This is a genomic window from Clostridium sp. CS1-1 (assembly GCF_056135525.1).
Genome location: NZ_CM148680.1, coordinates 3,589,941 through 3,613,346 on the forward strand (window position 1 = coordinate 3,589,941; position 23,406 = coordinate 3,613,346).

Consider the following 23,406-nt stretch of genomic DNA (forward strand, 5'->3'; position numbering starts at 1 on the left):
TTTATTTTAAATCTACTTTTTATATTTTACAAGTTAAAATTTTATTACTACATTTGAAATAGACCAAATTATTCTGTTGACAAATTATTTTTAGAGATACCTAAAACTCTTCTCTTTTAGCTAATACTTGTCTTGGCTTACTTCCATCCCTTCCAGATATTATTCCACGTTCCTCCATCTGCTCAATTATTCTAGCAGCTCTATTGTAACCAATTCTAAGTCTTCTCTGAAGTAATGACGTAGAAGCCTGTCCGACATCTATTACAATCCTAGTAGCTTCCTCTAATAAATCATCGCTATCAGAATCATTAGAGTTTGAATCCGTATCAATTTGCTGTATTATATGATTCTCATAGCTAGGTGCGCCTTGTTGGTCCTTAATAAAATTCACTACATTTTCAACTTCACTTTCCGAAATAAATGCTCCTTGAATTCTTATCGGCTTTGCCTCACCTACTGGATAGAAAAGCATATCTCCTTTTCCTAGAAGCTTTTCCGCTCCCGCTGTATCAAGTATGGTCCTAGAGTCAATCTGACTGGATACTGCAAAAGATATTCTAGAAGGTATGTTTGCTTTGATAACTCCTGTAATAACATCTACAGATGGTCTCTGCGTAGCAATGACTAGATGCATTCCAGCTGCTCTTGCCATCTGAGCTAAACGGCCTATGTAATCTTCAATATCATTTGGACACACCATCATTAAATCTGCAAGTTCATCAATAATTATTACAACGAAAGGAAGCTTGTTTTCGACTCTTCCCTTATGAACTAGGTCATTATAACCTTCGATATTTCTAACACCATTGTCAGCAAATAGCTTATATCTTCTTGTCATTTCCTGAACAGCCCAATTTAAAGCTCCTGCAGCTTTCTTAGGATCAGTAACTACAGGTATTAATAGATGTGGAATTCCATTATAAACACTTAACTCAACTACCTTAGGGTCTATCATTAACAGTTTAACATTATCCGGTGAATACTTATACAGTAAACTTATAATAAGGGTATTTATACATACACTTTTACCAGAACCAGTAGCCCCCGCTATAAGCATATGCGGCATCTTTGAAAGATCTGAAGCGACACAATTACCACCTATATCTTTTCCCAGGCAATATGCTAAATTTTTATTCGAATTAGTAAATTCTACTGACTCTACTACCTCTCTTAAGTACACTGCAGTAAGTTCCTTATTAGGTACCTCTATTCCTATGGCAGACTTTCCTGGTATTGGAGCTTCTATTCTTACACCAGAAGCTGCTAGACCTAGAGCTATATCATCAGATAAATTTACAATTTTACTTACCTTAACTCCTGGATTGGGTTGCAATTCAAATCTTGTAACTGAAGGGCCTTTGCTCACTTGGATAACTTTAGCTTCTACTCCAAAACTACTTAATGTTTCCTCCAACTTATTTGCATTATTTATTAACTCTTTTTTGTCCTCTCTATTCAATTTAGATTGAATGTTGGGCTTTAATAGGTCTACAGGAGGAAAATTGTATTCTAATTTTGGAATATTAACTGTACCAGTCATCTGTTTTGCTAATTCCTCTTTTATAGAATTATCTTCTAATTTATCTGATGCATATTCAACCTCCGTGTTATTTTTTATGTTTTCACTACTCATTTTAACATTATCATTTTTATCTGATAAATTTGCATCATCTTTTTTGTCTGCTGATTTCATAAAATCTAGTATCTTAATTCTGTTATTTATATTTTTAATAAAGCTTTCCTTTTCTCCTCCTTGTGTAACATCTGTAGCCTTTACATCATCCTTATCTTGAATTAGTACTTCATCATCTTGAGATCTACTCTCCATTAATGTCAATTTGATTGTATGTAATATATCATATATGGTAACCCTACTCATCAGGATAAAGGATATTATATATACTGATAAAAAGATCACGTAACAACCGACGTTTCCGAATAACTTAAATAATGGCACATCAATTAGAAAACTAATAATTCCCCCGTGCATCATGGTATCTGACTCATACAATTTTCTAATTCCAAAGGTTACATCATCATTTATGTAATAGTTGGATAGTATAACCATTTGAAAAAATAAAAGAGTGTTTACTAGGAAAAGTATGATTCCATAAAACTTTCTACTAAAATTTATTTTATTCTTTTTTGCTATTGAACAAAAACCCACAAAAATTATTAAGGCAGGAAAAACAAACGCACCTATCCCCATAATAGCTATTAACAATCTTCTAATAATTTTTCCAACAATTCCTGAAGATGCTGATGAAAAAACACTAATTATCATTAGTACTCCTATGGTAACCAGTAAAATTCCTTTAATATCACTATTTAGTTCATATTTCTCTGTTTTTTTAGTCATGTCAAATATCACCTCCGATAGTAAAACAATTAGGTGCTAATTAGTTTTACCTATTACTATTTCTACACAATATAAACATTTCCTTTTATATTTAAGTATAAATAGAAATTACCATAGGAAATATCCTATGGCTGTTGTACCTTCTTATGTTCTTTTATAAGCTCCTCTAGTTTCTTTAAAGCATCGCTTATCCCACCCACTTGATCAATCAACCCTTCATCTACTGCTTGTTTTCCTATTAGAATAGTTCCCATATCATTTAAAAGTTCATCGGTTTGAAGCATTAGGTTTTTCAGTCTACTCCTATCTATTTTAGAAGTTCTCACTACAAAATCATTTATTCTCTCTTGCATTTTATTAAAATACTCAAAAGTTTGTGGAACTCCTATAACAAGACCAGTCATTCTGATAGGATGAACAATCATAGTAGCCGTAGGTGATATAAAGGAGTAATCTGCTGAAGTAGCAAGTGGAACTCCTATTGAATGTCCTCCGCCTATAACTAAGGAAACAGTAGGCTTACTTAAGCTTCCTATCATTTCAGATATAGCAAGCCCTGCCTCCACATCTCCACCTACTGTATTAAGTATAGAAAGCACCCCCTCAACGCTAGGGTCATTTTCTATCGCAATCAAATGTGGTATAACATGTTCGTATTTAGTGGTTTTGGTTTGAGGTGGCAAGACCCCATGTCCTTCAATCTGGCCAATAATAGGTAGTATCTGAATCCTATCTCTACCTTTGGGAATATTGGGAACTCCCAATTCTTTTATATTCTGTAGCTCTTTATTATCTTTTAGATCTACATCTTCCTTGTTTTCCTTAACCTCTTTATTCTCTTTTTCATCTGACATATAGTAATCCCCTCCTTGCATAGTTCTATTTTGTGCATCAAAGGGGATTCATATACATCTTAATTTTATTCTCCGCCTAATTTAAATTCTCTGTGAAGCGAATTAATTGCTTTTTCTGTATTCTTACTTTCTACTAGACACCATATGGTAGTATGTGAGTCTGCTGTTTGAAGGACATCAATATTTTCTCGTGCTAATGTCTTTAATATCTTTGCCATAACTCCTGGAATACCTCTCATTCCAGCTCCAATCAGTGAAATCTTAGTGCATTGCTCTATATAAGAATATTGTAACCCCAAATTCTTCATTATTATTTTCAGGTTGTCCATATCCTTTTCGTCAATAGTAAATATCTTTTGTTTAGTAAATACATTTATTAGATCTAAGCTTATTGATTTATTGGCTAATTCGTCAAATAATACCCAATAGTTCTCATTACTTATATTGTTATCACACTGAACTGTAATTTGTACCCTCTTATCCATAGATGTTATTCCATCTATAACGCTATTAGAATTTTGAGTTGCTCTATTACTTATAACCGTTCCTTTACAATCATTCATAGTATTCTTAATAACAACCGGGATATTGCCTTTCATAGCTATTTCCACTGCACGAGGATGTATTACCTTTGCACCTTGATCTGCAAATTGAAAAACCTCGTTATAACTAATTTCCTCGATTAAGGATGCATCTGAAACTATTCTTGGGTCTGCTGTCATAATTCCATCTACATCTGTGTAAATTTGAACTTCCCCAGCCTGAAGTGCTACTCCAAGAAGAGATGCCGTAGTATCGCTTCCACCTCTTCCTATAGTAGTTACGAAGCCCTTTTCACTTACCCCTTGAAAACCAGCAACAACAGGAATCTTCCCATCTTTTAATATACTTAATAAATTTTCAGTATCAACTCTTAAAATAGATGCATTATTATAATTATCATCTGTTATTACGCCCGCTTGTCCTCCTGTCATAGGTACTGCTTGTAAATTATTTTTAGCTAGCTCATCACTCACTACTACCGTACTTATAATTTCACCACAACTCATAAGCAGGTCTACACCTAATGTATTTTTCTTTCTAAATTCATCACTTATTAAAGAAAGAAGGGTATCTGTTGCGTATGGCTGCCCTTTTCTTCCCATAGCTGATACTACCACTACGGTTGAAAAGCCTTCCTCTACTGCTTTAATTATTTTATTAACTACTTGTGCTCTTCTTTCATGGGTGGATACAGAAGTTCCTCCAAACTTTTGTACTAAAATCTTCATTGTTTACCCTCCATCAAATTCTCTAATATTAGTATATTAAAGAGATCCGTAATTTGTTAACGAGATCTCTTAAGCATTTTTTCTTCTGCATCAAATATTATAGTTTTTGAACCAATTTTTTTTACATATTCCCAAGGTACCTCAACAAACTCACTTTTAGAAAATAGTCCAAATTTAGATTTATTATCATTTAAAACCAATAGTTTTAAATTTCCATCCTCATCAATAACTATGTCGTTATTACCTAAGCAATTAAATTTGTCTCCGTCATTAACATTAATTATTTCATACTTTTCCATATCACTATATAATTTTATATTTTCCCCCACTACTAAATACCTCCTTAAATATTATGTATCTTTTACTTTACATACTATGAATAATATTAAGGAGTTATTCCCAGCTCAATTATATAGACTCGCTTTTCCTACTTTCAAAAGCTATCGTTTCTTTTTCAAGAATGTTATTTAAAATATCTATGTCAACATTCTCACCTACAAAAGCTGAGTTTATTATACCATGTGCAAAAGTTTTTTGCATAACTTCATCTAATTTAGTTCTATCTATTCTATTTATTTTTTCTATTAAATCACTAGGTGTATTTATTCTATCCAAGAATAATACAGACTTACCATTATTGAACATTCTACTACTAGTACTCTCTAATCCTAAGAGATAACTTCCTTTTAATTGTTCTTTTGCCTTTATAAGCTTTTCATTACTTATGCCATTTTTCACAAACTTATTAATTTCTTCTTTTATCATAGTAAGAGCATCTGCTGAATATTTTGAATTAAGCCCTGTATATATACTTATTACACCTGTGTTTACAAAAGCAGAAATATAGGAGTAAATTGAGTAACATAAACCTTTTTCTTCTCTAATTTTTTGAAAAAGTATAGATGATGCTCCTCCGCCAAATACATTACTTAAAAGCAATAAAGTATACAAATCTTCATTTCCTGTCTCTATACCTGGTAGCGCAAGGCTCATATGAAGCTGTTCAATACTCTTTTTCTTAAATAAATTATTTCTTAAAATCTCTGGTTTAGAATACTCTGTTAACCTTTTGTTACTGCTATTCCAATTGCCAAAATATTTTTGTACAATTTTTTCAATGTTTTGAGAATCGAATTTCCCAGAGATAGATATAACCGAATTTTCTGGTATATAATAGTTAGCAATATACTCCAAAATCTGATTTCTAGTAAAGGATCTTACTGTTTCCTCTGTTCCTAGTATTGGTAATGATATAGAGTTTTCTCCCCAAATAGCTGCACTATGAAGATCGGATAGAACATCTTCAGGTGAGTCTTCACTCATATTTATTTCTTCAATTATTACACCTTTTTCCTTCTCTATATCCTCTTGTAAAAATTTACTATTGAATAACATATCTGAAATTACATCTAGAGAAAGTTCTAAGTAAGAATCCAAAGCTCTTATATAAAAGCATGTAGCCTCTTTTCCTGTAAAAGCGTTTATTTGGCCACCTACATCTTCTATACACTCTGCTATTTGGAGTGCAGTTCTATCGTTTGTACCTTTAAAAAACATATGTTCAATAAAATGAGATATTCCATTATTTATTTTATCTTCATTTCTCGAACCATTTTTCACCCATAATCCTACACTAACTGAATTAACATAATCTATATTCTCCACAACTACTCTTAGTCCATTGTCTAGTTTAAATAAATTATACATCAGTGCCTCCTCAGGAATTTATATTTTTTCCGATAACTCCCCGCCTTAATGTGCACACATTATTCAAAGTGTGAACAAAGAGCGGCTATGTTCCTAGATTCGTTCAGATAATAATCGGATACATCTCTCACTTCTTCCGATTATTACTTTCACTTCATAAGTATATACTATTCCCCACTATAATATACAAAAATAAAAAGGCATCATAATGCCCTTCTATTTTTTACTCTTCTGTTGTCTCTTTCTCTTCTGAATCCTTTATAGCATCTTTTCTAGAAAGGTTAACTCTACCTTGATTATCTATTTCTGTTACCTTAACTAGTATTTCGTCTCCAACAGAAACTATATCTTCTACTTTATTTACTCTAGCAAAGTCAAGTTTTGATATATGAACCAATCCTTCTTTACCTGGAAGTATTTCTACAAAAGCACCAAAAGTGGTTATTTTAGTAACTTTTCCAAGATATATTTCTCCTGCTTTTACTTCTCTAGTTAGGTCATCTATAATCTTTAATGCTCTCTTAGCACATACGCTATCATCAGACATTACGAATATCTTTCCATCTTCCTTTATATCGATTTTAACACCAGTTTCAGCTATTATTTTATTAATAACCTTTCCACCAGGTCCTATTACGTCTCTAATTTTATCTGGATCAATACTCATTGTATAAGTTTTTGGTGCATATTTTGATAAATCCTCTCTTGGCTCTGAAATACATTCATTCATTTTTTCTAAAATGTGCATTCTAGCCCTTTTTGCACCATCTAAAGATTTTCTAATACAATCATTAGATAAACCTTTAATTTTTGTATCAAACTGAATAGCAGTAATTCCAACCTCTGTTCCAGCAACTTTGAAGTCCATATCGCCAAAGAAGTCTTCAATACCTTGTATATCTGTTATTACTTCTTCCTTAGATAAATCATCACTAGTAATAAGTCCCATTGCTATTCCTGCTGCAGGTCTCTTTATAGGAACTCCTGCATCTAATAATGCTAAAGTACTTGCACATACACTTGCTTGAGAAGTCGAACCATTTGAACTTAACACTTCTGACACAAGTCTAACTGTATATGGGAATTCATCTTCGTTTGGAATTAGCGGTTCCAACGCTTTTTCTGCTAAAGCACCATGACCAATTTCTCTTCTTCCTGGTCCTCTTAAAGGTCTTACTTCTCCTACACTATATGATGGGAAGTTATAATGATGCATATATCTTTTAAATTCCTCTGAACCAAGGCCATCTAAAATTTGAACATCCCCTAAAGCACCTAAAGTCGCTACAGTCATTACTTGAGTTAATCCTCTTGTAAATAGTCCTGTACCATGTGTCCTTGGAAGTAATGCTACATCACAGCTAATAGGTCTTACTTCATCAAAAGCTCTTCCATCTGGTCTTCTATGCTCATTTAAAAGCATATTCCTTACAACTTCTTTTTGGATTGTATATACGATATCTGCGATATCTGCACCATTATCTGGATACTTTTCACTGAACAGTTCACTAATTCTTTTCTTTACAGTGTTCATCGCTTCATTTCTTTGATCTTTATCTGTTATGTACATAGCATCTTTAATTATATTAAATGCAAATTCTCTAACATCTTTTTCAATAGTCTCATCTACTTTATATAATTCAACTACTTGTTTTTCTTTACCAAGCTTTGACATAACCTCTTCTTGGAATGCTACTATCTTCTTACATTCCTCAAGACCAAACATAATGCCATCATACATTACGTCCTCTGGTATTTCCTGTCCACCCGCTTCTACCATCATAACTCTTTCCTTAGTTGCACATACAGTTAAATTTAGAGAACTTTTTTCCCTTTCCTCTAAAGTTGGATTTATAATAAATTTATTATCTATTAATCCAACTGATACAGCTGCAACTGGTTTTTCAAAAGGTATGCTAGATAAACATAAAGCTAATGATGCTCCATTTATAGCCAATATATCTGGGGCATTGTCTTGTTCTACTGACATTACAGTACACACCACTTGAACATCGTTTCTATATCCCTTGGGAAATAATGGTCTTATAGGTCTATCAATCGCTCTCGCATTCAAAACTGACCTTTCAGAAGGCTTACCCTCTCTTTTTATAAAACCACCAGGAATCTTACCTACAGCATATAATCTCTCTTCATACTCTATACTTAAAGGGAAGAAATCAACCCCGTCTCTTGGCTTATCTGAAGCATTTGCATTAATAAGAATTACCGTATCACCATAGCTTACAAGTAATGCACAATTTGAAAGCATTCCCACTTTACCATATTCAACTTTGAAAGTTCTTCCAGCTATAGTAGTTTCCATTACTTTACTCATAAATTAACCTCCTTTCACAGGTTACAATATTATTATCAATATTTATCAATATTATTATACAATTTAAATTAATAATTTTTAATATATTTTTGGATTTTATACCATTAAAATTGAATTTTATACCAGTGATTTTTTTTAAAATAATAGAGCGGTTTTCGCCGCTCTAAAATTATTTTCTTAAATTTAACTGTTGGATAATAGCACGATATCTTTCAATATCTTGAGCCATTAGGTAGTTTAGAAGACCTCTTCTCTTACCAACCATCATTAAAAGACCTCTTCTTGAGTGGTGGTCTTTCTTATGCATCTTTAAATGATCATTTAGATGATTGATTCTTTCAGTAAGTAGTGCTATTTGCACTTCTGGAGAACCAGTATCTCCTTCATGTCTTGCGTATTTTTTCATTAATTCTTCTTTCATTGCCTTTTCCATTAATCGACACCTCCAATTGTAAAATCCCCTTTATCCCAAGAAAACCGTCGGCATGTCGGATTTCTTAGCATAAGGATCACGAATGTAATTATAGCAAATAAAAATAAAATTGTAAATTAAATTTTAAAAATTAATTTCTAACTTTTGTTTCATTGCATATTTTTTATCTTTCTTTAATTGTTCTGCTAATTCAAGTAAAGAATTGAACTTTTTCTCATCTCTCATTCTTTCTATAAAATAAACTTTTATATTTTCTCCATATACATCTTTATCAAAATCCAATATGTGAGTTTCAATACTTAGTTTATTGTCTTCTGTTGTCGGATTATATCCTACATCTGTAATTCCTTTAAATATATTGTCCTTGTACTCAACTGCAGTATAGTAAACCCCACCTCTTGGTAAAATAAATCTTTTATCATAATCTAAGTTGACTGTAGGAAATCCGAGTGTCCTACCAAGCTGCTTTCCTTTTATAACAGTTCCCTGCATCATAAAAGGTCTAGTGAGAAGCTTGTTAACCTTCTTTATATCACCTTCATCAGCAATTATACTCCTAATATAAGAACTGCTTACTATCTGATCTCTATATTTTACTGGTTCAATTACATGTAGGGTAAATCCATACTCATTGCTCATCTTCTTTAGCAATTCAACATCCCCATGATTTTTATATCCAAATCTGTAATTAAAACCAACTATTAACCCCTTAGCACCATAGCATCTTACAAGATTGATGACAAAATCCTCAGGAGACATCCTCATAAATTCTTTATTAAAGTCCACCATATTTATTATGTCCACACCTAAGTTTTTTAATACATCAACTTTGGAATTATTATCCATGATGAGTTTAGGTGCTAGTTCTGGATTTATTGTCATTAATGGATGGTTTTTAAATGTAAAAATCATACTCTTTGCTTTGTACTTTTCTGCTAGTTTAACGGTTTTACTAATTAAACCTATATGTCCTATATGTAGCCCATCAAAACTTCCTAGAGCAATATAGGTATTCTCTTTAAAACTTTTTTCAAAGCTATCTTCTATTATAACCATATTAACTACCTCTGAATCAATAATTTTTCCATTTTAAATCCAAGGTTATTTCTCATTCCAATTCCAATAAATTCATTATCTCTTACATAAACTCTATATAATTTATTCATTTCAACCTTATTTAATAGATGAGGATTTTTAATTACTACTCCATTAAATATCAATTTTTCGTAATGACTTTCTATTAATAGTTTAGGATAGCTTTCTAATGATTTATCCATTGGAATTAGATATTCATGAATGTTATCAATATTTAAATCTTCAAGTTTTATCGAACTAGAAATATTAAAACTTCCTGTTTGAACTCTCTGAAGATTCCACATCGTTCCACCGCATTTAAGTTTTTCTCCAATATCATAGCAAAGACTTCTAATATAAGTCCCCTTAGAACATTTAACTAAAAAACTTGCATTAGGTAAATCTATATTTAATATATTTATATCATATATATTAATTTTTCTAGATTTTCTTTCAACCTCTATACCCTTCCGTGCTAGAGAATATAACCTCTCTCCATTTACCTTTAAAGCAGAGTACATAGGTGGAACTTGATCTATTTCTCCTATAAAACTTAAAATTGCATTTCTTACTTCTTCATCTGTTAAATTAACTTCTGCAGTTTCAAGTATTTTTCCTTCTCTATCATATGTATCAGTTTTAATGCCAAGTCTTAGTTCGACTTTGTAAACTTTGTAGTCATTCATTATATAGTCTACAAGCTTAGTTGCACGTCCAATACATATTGGTAGTACTCCCGAAGCCTCAGGATCAAGAGTACCAGTATGCCCTACCTTCCCGGTTTTCGCTACACTTTTTACTTTTCTTACAACATCAAAAGATGACATCCCTGTAGGTTTGTTAATATTTAGTATTCCATCCATATACATCAACTCTTCTTCTAATATTTTGCTCTACTACTAAAGAGCTTTCTTTAATTCTTCTACTACTAAGCTTTTAACTTCATCTATAGTTTTATTCTCAATTGCAAATCCTGCTGCTCTGATATGGCCACCCCCACCAAATCTTTCAGCAATTTCTCTTACATCTACCTTAGACTTAGATCTTAAACTAACTTTTACAACATTGTCTTTTTCTTTTATAATTGCCGAAGTTTCTACAGTATCTATTTGCATACCAATATTTACAATGTCACCTGAATCAGTATTTTCGTCTATGCCAATTTCAGAAAGCATTTCTTTGGTAACAGTAATTACACATATTTTCTCATCAAAAAGTTCAAGATTGTCAATAGCTTTTCCATAGAGTTTTATTGTCTCAAGTTTCTTATTATCAAAGACAATCCTATGAATCTCACTAAAATCAATTCCAGTGTTAATTAAATCTCCAGCTATAGCATGACTAACTGAAGTAGTACTTGAGTATTTGAAAGAACCGTTGTCTGTTATTAAAGATGTATAAAGACATTTAGCCATGTCTTTATCTATTTCTATTCCCATGATGCGCAGCATCTGGTAAACAGTCTCTGACATGGCGGATGCATTGGTATCTACGTAATTTAAATCTCCATACAACTCATTAGTTACATGGTGATCAATATTTATTAAAGTATAATCTTTATTATCAAAATCTAAATCTGCATTTATTCTCTTTACATCTCCACAGTCTAGAACTATTACACATTCTGTATCCGGAATTACTTTGAAATTTTCACCGTTTATTAGTTGAGAACAAGGCAAAAACTTGAAACTCTCAGGAATTTCTTCTTTGGAAAGTATGTAAACTTCCTTACCTTTTTTGCTAAGTCCCTGCATTAAAGCTAAAGAAGTTCCTAATGAATCACCGTCAGGTGATGTATGGAAAGTAATAGCAATTCTATTACTTTCCTTTATTTTCTTTAAAATATTATTCATTATCATGATGCTCTTTCTCCTTAATTTGGTGTAAAAGCGCATCTATGTGCATACCTTGTTCTATACTATTATCCAATTCGATTATTATTTCTGGTGTGTATCTTAAACTTACTCTATGCCCTACTTCTTTTCTTATAAAGCCTGCAGAACTTTTTAGTGCGTCTAAAGTACTTTTCTTAGATTCATCATTTCCAAAAAGACTAACAAATACCTTGGCATATCTAAGGTCTTTGGTTACATCTACTCTAGTAACACTTATCATAGCGCTAAGTCTAGGATCTCTTATATCATCACGAATAATATTGCTTACTTCTTTTCTCATCTCTTCATTTATTCTGTTATTTCTATATTTAGCCATTAAATTCTCACCCCATGTCTGTAAAAAATTGTGCCTATCATTTGTCTTATAGTTGTTTTTTCTTAATTTCTTCCATAGTATATGCTTCTATTATGTCGCCTTCTTTTATATCATTGAACTTTTCGATTGCAAAACCACATTCATAACCTGCGGCAACTTCTTTTACATCATCTTTAAATCTTTTTAAGGAAGCAAATTGTGATTCAAAAATTACTATACCATCTCTTATAACTCTTACACTGCTATGTCTTGTTAGCTTTCCATCTAGTACATAACCACCTGCTATTGTACCTATATTAGATATTTTATATATCTGTCTAATTTCAACTTTTCCAAGCACTACTTCCTTATATTCTGGTTCTAGCATTCCGACCATAGCAGCTTTTATGTCATCAATTGCATTATATATGATTCTGTAAGTTTTTATATCTACAGCATCTTTTTCAGCTGCTGCAACTGCATTACCATCTGGTCTAACATTGAATCCTATAATTATAGCATTAGATGCAGAAGCTAGAGTTACGTCTGTCTCTGTTATAGCACCAACTGCTCCATGTATAACTCTAACCTTTACTTCATCAATAGATAACTTTTGAAGTGATTGTTTTAAAGCTTCTATAGAACCCTGAACGTCTGCTTTAACAATTATATTTAACTCTTTAACTTTTCCTTCTTTTATTTGACTATATAAGTCTTCAAGCGAAACCTTGTGTGTTGACTGTAAATATTCTTCTCTTACCTTATCTTTTCTCTTCTCAGCCATTTCTCTTGCAGTCTTTTCATCCTTAACTTCATGGAATCTATCACCTGCCGCTGGAACTTCTGAAAGTCCTAGTATCTCAACCGGTATAGATGGTCCTGCAGATTTTATTTTCTTCCCTTTATCGTCAAACATAGCTCTAACTCTTCCGTATGTTGATCCTACTATTATAGAATCTCCTACATGCAATGTACCATTTTGAACAAGTAAAGTAGCAACAGGTCCTCTTCCTTTATCTAACTTTGATTCTACTACTGTTCCTCTTGAGTTTCTGTTAGCATTAGCCTTTAACTCTTGCATTTCTGCAGTTAAAAGAACCATTTCAAGCAAAGTATCTATTCCTTCTTTAGTGTGAGCTGATACTGGTACAGTAATAGTGTCTCCACCCCAGTCCTCTGCTACTAATCCATATTCAGTTAATTCTTGTTTTACCTTATCTGGATTTGCTCCTGGTCTATCAATTTTATTAATTGCAACTATCATTGGAACATTAGCTGCTTTACAGTGATTTATAGCTTCTGCAGTTTGAGGCATTATTCCATCATCTGCTGCAACAACTAAAATAACTATATCTGTAATTTGTGCACCTCTTGCTCTCATAGCAGTGAATGCTTCGTGTCCTGGAGTATCTAGGAAAGTAATCCTTTCTCCATTAAGTGTTACAGTATAAGCACCTATATGTTGTGTGATTCCACCTGCTTCTGTTTCTGTAACCTTAGCTTTTCTAATTGCATCTAGTAATGAAGTTTTACCATGGTCAACGTGACCCATAACAGTTATTACTGGCGGTCTCTTTTCTAAATTAGTATCTTCTAATTCATCATCTTCTATTTCTTCTTCTTGGTCAGTATCTGCTTCCTTTTTAACTACTAACGCTTCAAACTTTTCTGCTAGCTTCTCAGCAGTTCCAAAATCTATTTCCTGATTTATTGCTGCCATTACGCCCATCATTATTAACTCTTTTATAACTTCTGTAGAGGACTTCCCTAATTTTTCAGATATCTCTTTTACTGTTATCGTTTCATCCATCTCAATTATTTTTTCTTCAACATATTTCTCATTTGTTTCGCTCACATCATCACCATCATCATTCCTATTATTTTTTGTTCTATTATTCTTACGACTCTTTTTAGTATTGTCTACAACTAAATGTTCATACTTTTCTTTTATGTCTTCACTTTTTGCTTTGTCTTCTTCTTTCTCTTTTTCCGCAAAAAGTTCTTTTATTAGCTCAGCATCTTCTTCTTCAATTACGCTCATATGATTTTTCACTTCAATGCTAAATTCTTCTTGCAAAATAGTAATTAATTCCTTACTTGTTGTTTCTAGCTCTTTAGCTAGTTCATAAACTCTTATTTTTGACAAATCATTCACCCCCGAAACTAAAGTTCGATCTTTTCTTTCCATAGATGAAGCAACCGTTCGCTCATTTTTTTATCTGAGATACCTAGAATTTTTATCTCCGGTAATCCTAACGCATTACCTAATTCTTCTTTACTATATCCACGTAGAACAGGCACTTTATATCTATCGCAATATACTAAAAACTTATCTACCGTATTTTCTGAAGCATCTGATGACAGAATTATAAGATGAATATTTCTTCTTTTTATTGCATCCTCACATTTATTATAACCTTCTTGGAGCTTTCCTGCACGTTTAGTTAAACCTAGAAATTGAAGAAATTTATTTATCATTTTGTATTTCTTCCCTTAATCTATTATATATTTCATCACTTATCTGTGTTTCCAAGTTTCTTTGAAGCCTCTTAGCCTTAAATGCTTTTTCTAAACATTCAATGTTTCTGCATATGTAAGCTCCTCTTCCATTTTTCTTTCCTGTTAAATCAACAGAAAGCTCTCCTTCTTTAGTTCTAACTACCCTTATCAGCTCTTTTTTAGGTTTCATCTCCATGCATCCTGTGCACATTCTCTGTGGTACTTTTTTTACCTTCATTTTAAACACCACCTCATGAAAACTAGATGTTTTCATTATTTTATTCTAACATTAATTCAATATCATCTTCAAATGAAGATTCATTTGTTGGTTTTACTTCTCTATCAGCCTGAGACTTACTTTTAATGTCAATCTTCCAACCTGTTAACTTAGCTGCAAGTCTTACATTTTGACCTTCTTTACCAATAGCTAGTGACAGTTGGTTGTCATCAACTATTACTTGCGCAAACTTGTTGTCCTCGTCTAAGGTTACATCTAACACTTTTGCTGGACTTAAGGAATTTGCAATATACTCTTCCGGAAATTTACTCCATTTAATAATGTCTATTTTTTCATTCTTAAGCTCATTCACAATACTCTGAACTCTTACCCCTTTAGGACCTACACATGCACCCATTGGATCCACATTTTCATCATTGGATGCCACTGCTATCTTTGTTCTAGAACCTGCTTCCCTAGCTACTGACTTAATTTCAACAGTACCATCGAATATTTCAGGGACTTCTAGTTCAAATAATCTCTTTATAAGGCCCGGATGAGTTCTAGAAATTACGATTTGAGCACCTTTAGTACCATTCTTGACTTCTACGATATATAACTTTATTTTATCATTAAATATATATCTTTCACCAGGCATTTGTTCATTTGGCCCTAAAACGGCCTCAGTCTTACCCAAATCTACAAGTACATTATTCTTATCTTTTCTAATAACAGTTCCAGTTATTATGTCATCTTCTTTCTCAGCAAAGTCAGTATATATAATTCTTCGTTCTTCTTCTTTTATTCTTTGAATAACTACCTGCTTTGCTGCTTGAGCTGCAACTCTTCCAAACTTCTTAGGAGTTACCTCTATACTTACTATATCTTCCATATCATAATTTGGATTTATTTCTTTAGCTTCTTCTAAACTTATTTCATTTACTTCATCAATTACTTCATCTACTACTACTTTTTGAGAATAAACATGAATTTCTCCATTTTCTCTATTCATTGTAACCTTAACATTTTGGTTATTTCCGCCATGATTAGCATAGTTTTTCTTGTATGCAGCAACCAAAGCATCTTCAATAGTAGTAAATAGCAAGTCTTCGCTAATTCCCTTTTCTCTGACTATTTCTTTTAAGGCTTCTATAAATTCTTGATTCATTTCCTAATATACCCTCCCTTAAAGCTCTTCACTCAAACTCACGTTTGAAACCTTATTCCTTGGAATAGCGATTTCTGTTTCTTCAAATTTTATTTTTAACTCTTCGTCCGTAAAATCTAGCAACTCACCTTCATACTTTTTCTTTCCGCTTAAAATGCCTGAAAGCTTTACTAAGACTTTATGTCTGATATATCTCTTCAAGTGCTCATTTGTGTGAAGTACTCTAAATACCCCAGGTGAAGAAACTTCTAAATAATAACCTTCAGTTATTGGATCCTCAACATCAAGCATATCACTTACTGCTCTGCTTACCTTTTCACAATCCTCTAATGAGATACCGCCACTTTCCTTTTCTATGTATATCCTAAGATAATTCTCATTTCCTTCTCTTACAAATTCTAAATGATATAATTCATAATTTAGATTTGTCACTATAGGTCTTACTAAATCCATAAGTTTATCTATTAAAGCACCTTTATTCATGTTTAATCCCTCCTTACATATATATCTATATATTCTGCAATTTTAAATAAAATAATGACCTATTATAGGAATATTGCATAAAATATTAAGCTAATTTTAAAAACGCAACTTTCGCTGCGTTTTTGTACAAATAGAAAGAGCGGGCTCAAACCCACTCTTTCGTGTTTCATGAACTTCTGTAGATTTACTAAAGTTATTTTAACACACTAGTATAGTTATTTCAAGAAAAAGTTAACAACTACCAAAAACTAAAGGTTAAATAAAGAAAATTTATTAGTTTATGGTAATCCATTACTCTTTTTCTATTAGCAATTGTGTGGAGTTTCTTAGATTTTCTCAAATTTTAATTTCAGACTCATTAAAAGCATTTATAGCACGTAAGAATTGGTAACATATCGCTAACTTTGTAACTTAATAAATCTATGCTACATATTCTTTATTTGCTCTATCAATTCATCTACTAACTCTTCTTCTTTTACCTTTTTAACTATCTCACCTTTTCTAAAAATAAGCCCTTCTCCTTTTCCACCTGCTATACCTATATCTGCTTCCCTAGCCTCTCCTGGGCCGTTAACTACACAGCCCATCACTGCAACTTTTATATTCTTATTATAATTTACAAGTCTCTTTTCAACCTCTTCTGCTATCTTTATCAAATCAATCTGAGTCCTTCCACAAGTAGGACAAGAAATAAATTCAATTCCTTCATTCAAATATCCAAGAGATTTTAAGATTTCTCTTCCAACTCTTACTTCTTCTACAGGATTTCCAGTTAAGGATACTCTTATAGTATCACCTATTCCATCTGCCAGCAGAGTTCCTATACCTATACTAGACTTTATTGTCCCTCTCCATATTGTTCCAGCCTCTGTAACCCCTAAATGAAGTGGGTACTTTACCTCTTTTGAAATCAATCTATAGCTTTCTATCATTTGCTGAACATTAGAAGATTTTATAGATATAACAATATCATCAAAATTTACATTTTCTAATATTCTTACATGCTCTAATGCACTTTCTACTAAAGCTTCAGGACATACTTTCCCGTATTTCGCTAAAGTATCTTTTTTAAGAGACCCTGAGTTAACTCCAATTCTTATGGGAACTCCCTTATCCTTAGCGGCTTTAGCTACTTCTCTTACCTTCTCTATTCCCCCAATGTTACCTGGGTTTATTCTTAATGCAGATACTCCATTTTCTATTGACTGTAACGCCAGCCTGTAATCGAAATGAATATCTGCAACCAATGGAATTCCAATACCTTTTACTATTTCTTTTATAGATGCACAAGCATTCATATCAGGTACCGCACACCTTATTATATGACAACCAGCCTTTTCAAGCTCATGTATCTGATCTATAGTTTTCTGCACATCTCTAGTATCGGTATTAGTCATAGATTGAACGGTTATTGGTGAATCTCCACCTACATATATATTTCCAACTCTTATTTTTTTTGTTTTAATTCTACTCATTTACCTCAACTCCTTCGTAAAATTAGGAATAGGGAACTGAGAAAAATACCTTTTAATCTCACTTCCCCATTATAATTAATCTTATAGTGTATATACTTAATTAAACAATTAATTGATATTTCTGCCATACCTTATTCTACTAAATCTAAAACTTAATAGGGTATAGTATATCTTTTATAGTAACCAATACCATTAATGTCATTAAAATAGCAAAACCTATATAGTTTATAATCCCTACCTTGTTATCATCAACCTTTTTACCTGTTATTATTTCAAATAAGAATAATAATATATATCCTCCATCTAAAGCAGGGAAAGGTATAATATTAAATATAGCGAGCTGGATACTTATATATGCTGCAAAGGCAGTAAGGCTTAAAATTCCTGCTTTAGCAGCTGCTCCGGAAACCTTTATTATAGTTAAGGGTCCTCCTACATCATTAACGGAAGCTTTTCCTTTAAATAAAGTCTTAAAAAAACTAAAGGTTTGTTTAATTAATGAATTAGTTTCTCTAAATCCATATGCTATAGATTGAGAAATAGTTGGATTTTGAACTGAGCTAGGGTATATTCCCACTACGAATCTATTTTCATTAGGATCTTTTACCGGTGTTACTCTAACAGTATTTGTTTTATTATCTCTAATATATGTTAGATCTAACGGGTTTCCGTTTGCTGTATATACTACTGTTACAAAATCTTCCCAAGTTGAAATTTTAGAATTATTAACTTTTGTTATTTTATCACCAGATTTTATTCCCATTACATCTGCTGGTTGATTAGGTACTACTTTGTCAACAACTGGTGATAAATATCCTCTAGCACCAGCTATAATAGCAAAAAGAACTATTCCAAGTATAAAATTCATTATTGGTCCTGCAATAACTACACTTAGCTTTTGAATAGGTTTTTTATTATTGAAAGCTCTAGGGTCTGTACTTTCTCCTTCATCTCCAAGCATTTTTACATATCCACCTATTGGTAATAATTTAATAGAATAAGTAGTTTCCTTACCTTTCACGCCCAAAAGCTTTGGCCCCATTCCTATCGCGAATTCCTCTACTTTTATTCCGTTAAGTTTAGCCAAAGTAAAATGACCGAGTTCATGAATGATAATTAAAACACCAAAGGCGATAATCGCATATATAATATACAAATAATATTCCTCCCAACTATTTTAGGTTATTTAATCTACTTACATTATGTATAATCTTATGTAGATTAGCTATATGAACATTTTACAAGTTTTGTACATAACCTAAGTGTTATTTCCATTGAAGGTTGTTTTTAATTGTGAAATTTATTCTTAACATATTCCTTCACTCTTGAATCTACTTCTAACACCTCTTCTAAGTTATACTCATTCTTGTTAGTAAATTTATTCATACATTCTTCTAATATATTTCCTATTTCCAAAAATTTAATTCTCTTATTTAAAAACAATTCCACCGCAGCTTCATTTGCAGCATTTAATATTGCAGGCATTGTGCCTCCAGTTTTTCCAGCTTCATAGGCAAGTTTAAGAGGTTTGAAGGTACTCATATCCGGTTTTTCAAAAGTTAAACTCTCCATATCATAAAAATTCAACTTTTTTGCTATGGCCTCTTTTCTTACCGGATAATTGAGTGCATATTGTATAGGAAGCCTCATATCTGTACTTCCTAGTTGTGCTATAATGCTACCATCCTTATATTCAACCATGGAGTGTATTACACTTTGAGGATGGACTATAACTTTAATATTATCATAGTCAATCCCGAATAGCCAATGTGCTTCTATTACTTCAAGTCCTTTATTCATTAAGGTAGCTGAGTCAATAGATATCTTTTTTCCCATATCCCATCTTGGATGTTTTAACGCTTCATCTACTGTAACATTTAAAAGTTCTTCGCTTTTCTTGCCTCTAAACGGCCCTCCTGATGCTGTAAGCAATATGTTATCTATTTCGCATTTTTCATTGCCTTGTAAACATTGAAAAATAGCACTATGTTCCGAGTCTACAGGAAGTATTTTAACCTTGTGCTTTTTTGCCTCAGACATAACTAATTGACCACCAACTACTAATGTTTCCTTATTTGCTAGGGCTATGTGTTTTCCAGCATTAATTGCTTTTAAAGTAGGAACCAACCCTATCATTCCAACAACGGAAGTTACTACTATATCAACCTCCTCTAAACTAGCTATCGTATTTAGTCCTTCCATTCCAAATAAAATCGTAGTTTTTAAATTATTATCTAAACAAAACTGTTTTACTATTTCATAAGCTTTTTCTTCTGTTAACACTGCATAAGATGGACTAAATTCATTAATTATATCAATAATTTTATCATAACTATTGTTAGCAGAAACAGCAATTAGTCTAAAATTTTCTTTTTCTTTTCTTATTACACCAAGTGTTTGTGTTCCTATAGAACCAGTAGCACCAAGTATCGAAAGTCTTTTCATTTTAACATCTCCTAATTACAATTAGTCTTTAGTATTTATTATTTCGTTTGTATAAACTTATGTCTAATTAAAAACTTCTTTTTAAAATTTAGCATTTAGTCATACAAACAATATAATAGTTTTGAAACTATAGAACTTGATTATAGCATGAAATTTTTAACATTATTAACTATATCATATTTGCTTATTAAAATAAAGTAAGTAACCACTTAGACCTTACTTAAACTGTTAAATAACTGTTAAATATTGTAGAAAACTTCATTACACTATATTATATTCATGGATACTATTATATATTAATTTTGTAATTATTATATATTGGTATATTATTATCACCAACATAAGAAATAAAGTTTAGATTGATAACAGTCCACTAAATTCTTAGGTAAAATCTGCTCTAAAGTAAATATAAAAAAGAGAGATTTTCAAACTAAAAATCTCTCTTTTTAAAACTTTATTAAATTCCAATAACAAAAGTTAAGTAATAGTAAACTATTACTGAGGCGAAAAGAACACTGTCAAACCTATCCAAAATCCCACCATGCCCTGGAATTAAGTTACTATAATCCTTTACTCCGACATATCGCTTTATTGATGAGGCAGCAAGATCGCCAAATTGACAGAATATTCCGCAAACTGCACCTATAATTATAAAATGAACTGGTGATATTTGTATTCCTCTTGATACCATAAAAAATCCAAATGCTCCACAGGCTACAGCACTTCCAAGCATACCTCCAATGGACCCTTCAACAGTCTTTTTAGGGCTTACTTTTGGATTTAATTTTCTTTTCCCGAAAGCCCTCCCTGCATAGTACGCCGTAGTATCGCAGAGCCATGATGAAATAAATATTAACCACACTAAATAATTACCATAATTCTTATAATTAACTAGAACTATAAAGCTAAAAAATACTGCTACATATAGGAAGCCAAGCAAAGTAATACCGGCATCAATAAAATTATACTCTATATCCATAACAGGGATACACATAGCTATGAAAACCGCTATAATCAAAAGAAAAAATATCAATTCTATATTTATTTCTCTATTTAGAGTTATGTAGTAAACTATACATAGTACATAGCCAATTGGACTTATTGCATGTATATTTTTTTCCTTTATTACCTTATAAAATTCGTGCATACCTAATAGAGATAAAAGCATTAATCCATACTTTAAATATATACTACCTAAAAATAAAAATATAATGAATGGTGCTAGTATTAGTGCTCCTACATATCTACTATTCATAATATCATCTCCTAAATTCTAATTTTATCGGATGATTACCCACTATTTTCACCAATTTATTTAAAACGCATCAAATGGTGGGTAAGCGTCTAGGCTTGTGCAACTGAGAATTAAGTTATTTCTAATTTTATATAATTCAAGTTTCACATCATCCGAATTAGGAGAAAAATCAGTTATACATTTTTAATTCTCCATATAATCATTATTTAACTCGTCCAAATCTTCTATCTCTGCTTTGGTAATCATATATAGCTTTATGCAAATGTTCCTTCTTAAAATCAGGCCATTTTATATTAGAGTACCAAAATTCTGAATAAGCACACTGCCAAAGCAAGAAGTTACTTATTCGCTGTTCTCCACTAGGTCTTATTATCAAATCAGGGTCTGGCATATTTTTGGTATAAAGATAGTTTGAAATAATATTTTCATCTATATCTTCTTCACGTATTTTTCCTTCTTTTACATCCTTTGAAATCAACTTAAAGGCTCTTATCAATTCGTTTCTTCCACCATAATTTAATGCTAAATTTAATGTTAATCCAGTATTATTTTTGGTGTTCTTATAAGCTATTGTTAATTCCCTCTCACAGATTTCTGGTAATTGTGAAACATCACCTATATTATTAATAACAACATTATTATTATTTAACTCTTCGAATTCTTTTCTTAAATACTGAACTAGAAGGTTCATAAGTGCATTCACTTCATCTTCTGGTCTATGCCAATTTTCTGTAGAGAACGCATATAAGGTTAGGTATTTCATTCCTAAGTTACTGCATTCCTTTACAATATCTCTTATTGTTTCTACCCCAGCTTTATGTCCCATAGTTCTTGGTAGGTTTCTCTCTTTAGCCCACCTACCATTACCATCCATTATAATAGCTATATGTTTTGGAATATTGTTTAAATCAATACATACTTCTTCTATATTGCTCTTCTTATCTTTTTTTGAATTAAAAAAGTTTAACATATGCCATTCTCCATTCATATTCATACTAAATACTAAAACAAATTCAAGTTTAATTTTATCAACAAAAACCTGCGAATTCGCAGGTTTAAATGGATCACATTATATTGACATAATTTCTTTTTCTTTAGCTTCAACTAACTTTTCTATTTCTTTGATGAAATTATCAGTTCTCTTTTGAATTTCGTCTTCCGCCTTTTTAATTTCATCTTCTGAAACTTCATTTTTCTTTAAAGCCTTTATCTTGTCATTACAATCTCTTCTTATTCCTCTGATAGCAACCTTCGACTCTTCGCCATCCTTCTTAACGTTTTTAACTAAATTTTTTCTCGTTTCTTCTGTAAGCTCAGGTATAACAAGTCTTATTAATTCTCCATCGTTAGAAGGGTTTATTCCTAAGTCAGATTTTAGTATAGCCTTCTCAATTGCTTTCATCGAGCTTTTATCCCATGGCTGAATAGCAAGTATTCTTGGTTCTGGAACAGATATATTTGCTAATTGGTTTATTGGCGTCATTGCTCCATAGTATTCCGCTTCTATTCTATCTAGCATAGCAGGGTTTGCTCTTCCGGCTTTCAATGAAGCTAATTCCTTTTTCAAAACGCCAATAGTCTTAGTCATTTTTTCATCAGCGACCTTTAAAATGTCTTTAATCATACAAAAATACCTCCCTT

22 protein-coding genes are annotated in these 23,406 nt (G+C 31.8%); all 22 read right to left on the reverse strand.

The features are described 5' to 3' along the window. Positions 1–100: 100 nt before the first annotated feature. Positions 101–2,359 carry an FtsK/SpoIIIE family DNA translocase gene (locus AC0N0V_RS16870; protein ID WP_474459492.1) on the reverse strand — a complete coding sequence of 753 codons (2,259 nt, stop codon included), beginning with the start codon at positions 2,357–2,359 and terminating at the stop codon, positions 101–103. Between the two features lie 125 nt (positions 2,360–2,484). Beyond that, the gene (locus AC0N0V_RS16875) at positions 2,485–3,213 is read right to left on the reverse strand and encodes a ClpP family protease (RefSeq protein ID WP_474459494.1); all 729 of its coding nucleotides are present in this window, start codon (positions 3,211–3,213) and stop codon (positions 2,485–2,487) included. Positions 3,214–3,278: 65 nt separating this feature from the next. Further along, entirely contained in the window at positions 3,279–4,484 is a 1,206-nt protein-coding gene (gene dapG, locus AC0N0V_RS16880; protein ID WP_474459496.1) for an aspartate kinase, read from the reverse strand. A gap of 56 nt (positions 4,485–4,540) precedes the next feature. Beyond that, a complete protein-coding gene (locus AC0N0V_RS16885) occupies positions 4,541–4,813 on the reverse strand; it encodes a YlmC/YmxH family sporulation protein (RefSeq protein WP_474459498.1) in 273 nt (90 codons plus the stop codon). Positions 4,814–4,892: 79 nt separating this feature from the next. After that, positions 4,893–6,191, reverse strand: coding sequence for a M16 family metallopeptidase (locus tag AC0N0V_RS16890; protein WP_474459500.1), 1,299 nt, complete (start codon positions 6,189–6,191; stop codon positions 4,893–4,895). A gap of 223 nt (positions 6,192–6,414) precedes the next feature. Further along, a complete protein-coding gene (locus AC0N0V_RS16895) occupies positions 6,415–8,526 on the reverse strand; it encodes a polyribonucleotide nucleotidyltransferase (RefSeq protein WP_474459502.1) in 2,112 nt (703 codons plus the stop codon). Between the two features lie 169 nt (positions 8,527–8,695). After that, positions 8,696–8,959, reverse strand: a complete 264-nt coding sequence (gene rpsO / locus AC0N0V_RS16900; RefSeq protein ID WP_474459504.1) for a 30S ribosomal protein S15 — start codon at positions 8,957–8,959, stop codon at positions 8,696–8,698. 123 nt (positions 8,960–9,082) lie between these two features. Next, the gene (locus tag AC0N0V_RS16905; protein WP_474459506.1) at positions 9,083–10,015 is read right to left on the reverse strand and encodes a bifunctional riboflavin kinase/FAD synthetase; all 933 of its coding nucleotides are present in this window, start codon (positions 10,013–10,015) and stop codon (positions 9,083–9,085) included. Positions 10,016–10,020: 5 nt separating this feature from the next. Then, the gene (truB, locus tag AC0N0V_RS16910; protein ID WP_474459509.1) at positions 10,021–10,896 is read right to left on the reverse strand and encodes a tRNA pseudouridine(55) synthase TruB; all 876 of its coding nucleotides are present in this window, start codon (positions 10,894–10,896) and stop codon (positions 10,021–10,023) included. Between the two features lie 36 nt (positions 10,897–10,932). Further along, positions 10,933–11,892, reverse strand: coding sequence for a DHH family phosphoesterase (locus tag AC0N0V_RS16915; protein WP_474459511.1), 960 nt, complete (start codon positions 11,890–11,892; stop codon positions 10,933–10,935). Further along, a complete protein-coding gene (gene rbfA / locus AC0N0V_RS16920; protein WP_474459513.1) occupies positions 11,879–12,244 on the reverse strand; it encodes a 30S ribosome-binding factor RbfA in 366 nt (121 codons plus the stop codon). Before rbfA ends, AC0N0V_RS16915 begins: the two co-directional genes overlap by 14 nt. A gap of 46 nt (positions 12,245–12,290) precedes the next feature. Next, positions 12,291–14,369, reverse strand: a complete 2,079-nt coding sequence (infB, locus tag AC0N0V_RS16925) for a translation initiation factor IF-2 (RefSeq protein ID WP_474459516.1) — start codon at positions 14,367–14,369, stop codon at positions 12,291–12,293. Positions 14,370–14,386: 17 nt separating this feature from the next. After that, on the reverse strand, positions 14,387–14,701 hold the full coding sequence (locus AC0N0V_RS16930) for a ribosomal L7Ae/L30e/S12e/Gadd45 family protein (protein WP_474459519.1): 315 nt from the start codon (positions 14,699–14,701) through the stop codon (positions 14,387–14,389). After that, positions 14,691–14,960, reverse strand: a complete 270-nt coding sequence (gene rnpM, locus AC0N0V_RS16935; protein WP_474459521.1) for an RNase P modulator RnpM — start codon at positions 14,958–14,960, stop codon at positions 14,691–14,693. The genes AC0N0V_RS16930 and rnpM overlap by 11 nt, the downstream gene beginning before the upstream one ends. Positions 14,961–15,000: 40 nt before the next feature. Then, positions 15,001–16,107, reverse strand: a complete 1,107-nt coding sequence (gene nusA, locus AC0N0V_RS16940) for a transcription termination factor NusA (protein WP_474459523.1) — start codon at positions 16,105–16,107, stop codon at positions 15,001–15,003. An 18-nt stretch (positions 16,108–16,125) separates the two neighbouring features. Further along, complete coding sequence (gene rimP, locus AC0N0V_RS16945; RefSeq protein ID WP_474459525.1) at positions 16,126–16,590, reverse strand: ribosome maturation factor RimP; 465 nt, start codon at positions 16,588–16,590, stop codon at positions 16,126–16,128. Between the two features lie 425 nt (positions 16,591–17,015). Next, positions 17,016–18,065 (reverse strand): flavodoxin-dependent (E)-4-hydroxy-3-methylbut-2-enyl-diphosphate synthase, encoded by a 1,050-nt coding sequence (gene ispG, locus AC0N0V_RS16950; RefSeq protein ID WP_474459528.1) that lies wholly within the window; start codon positions 18,063–18,065, stop codon positions 17,016–17,018. 145 nt (positions 18,066–18,210) lie between these two features. Then, a complete protein-coding gene (rseP, locus tag AC0N0V_RS16955; protein ID WP_474459531.1) occupies positions 18,211–19,221 on the reverse strand; it encodes an RIP metalloprotease RseP in 1,011 nt (336 codons plus the stop codon). A gap of 131 nt (positions 19,222–19,352) precedes the next feature. Beyond that, positions 19,353–20,510 (reverse strand): 1-deoxy-D-xylulose-5-phosphate reductoisomerase, encoded by a 1,158-nt coding sequence (dxr, locus tag AC0N0V_RS16960; protein ID WP_474459533.1) that lies wholly within the window; start codon positions 20,508–20,510, stop codon positions 19,353–19,355. Between the two features lie 457 nt (positions 20,511–20,967). After that, entirely contained in the window at positions 20,968–21,765 is a 798-nt protein-coding gene (locus AC0N0V_RS16965) for a phosphatidate cytidylyltransferase (protein WP_474459535.1), read from the reverse strand. Positions 21,766–21,967: 202 nt separating this feature from the next. Then, complete coding sequence (locus AC0N0V_RS16970) at positions 21,968–22,735, reverse strand: isoprenyl transferase (RefSeq protein WP_474459537.1); 768 nt, start codon at positions 22,733–22,735, stop codon at positions 21,968–21,970. A gap of 99 nt (positions 22,736–22,834) precedes the next feature. Continuing rightward, positions 22,835–23,389 (reverse strand): ribosome recycling factor, encoded by a 555-nt coding sequence (gene frr / locus AC0N0V_RS16975; RefSeq protein WP_474459539.1) that lies wholly within the window; start codon positions 23,387–23,389, stop codon positions 22,835–22,837. Positions 23,390–23,406 lie beyond the last annotated feature (17 nt).

Coding starts and splice junctions, on each gene's coding strand:
- AC0N0V_RS16915 (WP_474459511.1), bottom strand. CDS start 11,892: ATGATAATGAATAATATTTTAAAGAAAATAAAGGAAAGTAATAGAATT.
- ispG (WP_474459528.1), bottom strand. CDS start 18,065: ATGAGTAGAATTAAAACAAAAAAAATAAGAGTTGGAAATATATATGTA.
- AC0N0V_RS16930 (WP_474459519.1), bottom strand. CDS start 14,701: ATGATAAATAAATTTCTTCAATTTCTAGGTTTAACTAAACGTGCAGGA.
- rpsO (WP_474459504.1), bottom strand. CDS start 8,959: ATGGAAAAGGCAATGAAAGAAGAATTAATGAAAAAATACGCAAGACAT.
- dapG (WP_474459496.1), bottom strand. CDS start 4,484: ATGAAGATTTTAGTACAAAAGTTTGGAGGAACTTCTGTATCCACCCAT.
- AC0N0V_RS16870 (WP_474459492.1), bottom strand. CDS start 2,359: ATGACTAAAAAAACAGAGAAATATGAACTAAATAGTGATATTAAAGGA.
- AC0N0V_RS16875 (WP_474459494.1), bottom strand. CDS start 3,213: ATGTCAGATGAAAAAGAGAATAAAGAGGTTAAGGAAAACAAGGAAGAT.
- AC0N0V_RS16895 (WP_474459502.1), bottom strand. CDS start 8,526: ATGAGTAAAGTAATGGAAACTACTATAGCTGGAAGAACTTTCAAAGTT.
- truB (WP_474459509.1), bottom strand. CDS start 10,896: ATGGATGGAATACTAAATATTAACAAACCTACAGGGATGTCATCTTTT.
- rimP (WP_474459525.1), bottom strand. CDS start 16,590: ATGAATAAAGGTGCTTTAATAGATAAACTTATGGATTTAGTAAGACCT.
- rbfA (WP_474459513.1), bottom strand. CDS start 12,244: ATGGCTAAATATAGAAATAACAGAATAAATGAAGAGATGAGAAAAGAA.
- AC0N0V_RS16905 (WP_474459506.1), bottom strand. CDS start 10,015: ATGGTTATAATAGAAGATAGCTTTGAAAAAAGTTTTAAAGAGAATACC.
- AC0N0V_RS16965 (WP_474459535.1), bottom strand. CDS start 21,765: ATGAATAGTAGATATGTAGGAGCACTAATACTAGCACCATTCATTATA.
- rnpM (WP_474459521.1), bottom strand. CDS start 14,960: ATGAAGGTAAAAAAAGTACCACAGAGAATGTGCACAGGATGCATGGAG.
- nusA (WP_474459523.1), bottom strand. CDS start 16,107: ATGAATCAAGAATTTATAGAAGCCTTAAAAGAAATAGTCAGAGAAAAG.
- AC0N0V_RS16970 (WP_474459537.1), bottom strand. CDS start 22,735: ATGTTAAACTTTTTTAATTCAAAAAAAGATAAGAAGAGCAATATAGAA.
- AC0N0V_RS16890 (WP_474459500.1), bottom strand. CDS start 6,191: ATGTATAATTTATTTAAACTAGACAATGGACTAAGAGTAGTTGTGGAG.
- frr (WP_474459539.1), bottom strand. CDS start 23,389: ATGATTAAAGACATTTTAAAGGTCGCTGATGAAAAAATGACTAAGACT.
- dxr (WP_474459533.1), bottom strand. CDS start 20,510: ATGAAAAGACTTTCGATACTTGGTGCTACTGGTTCTATAGGAACACAA.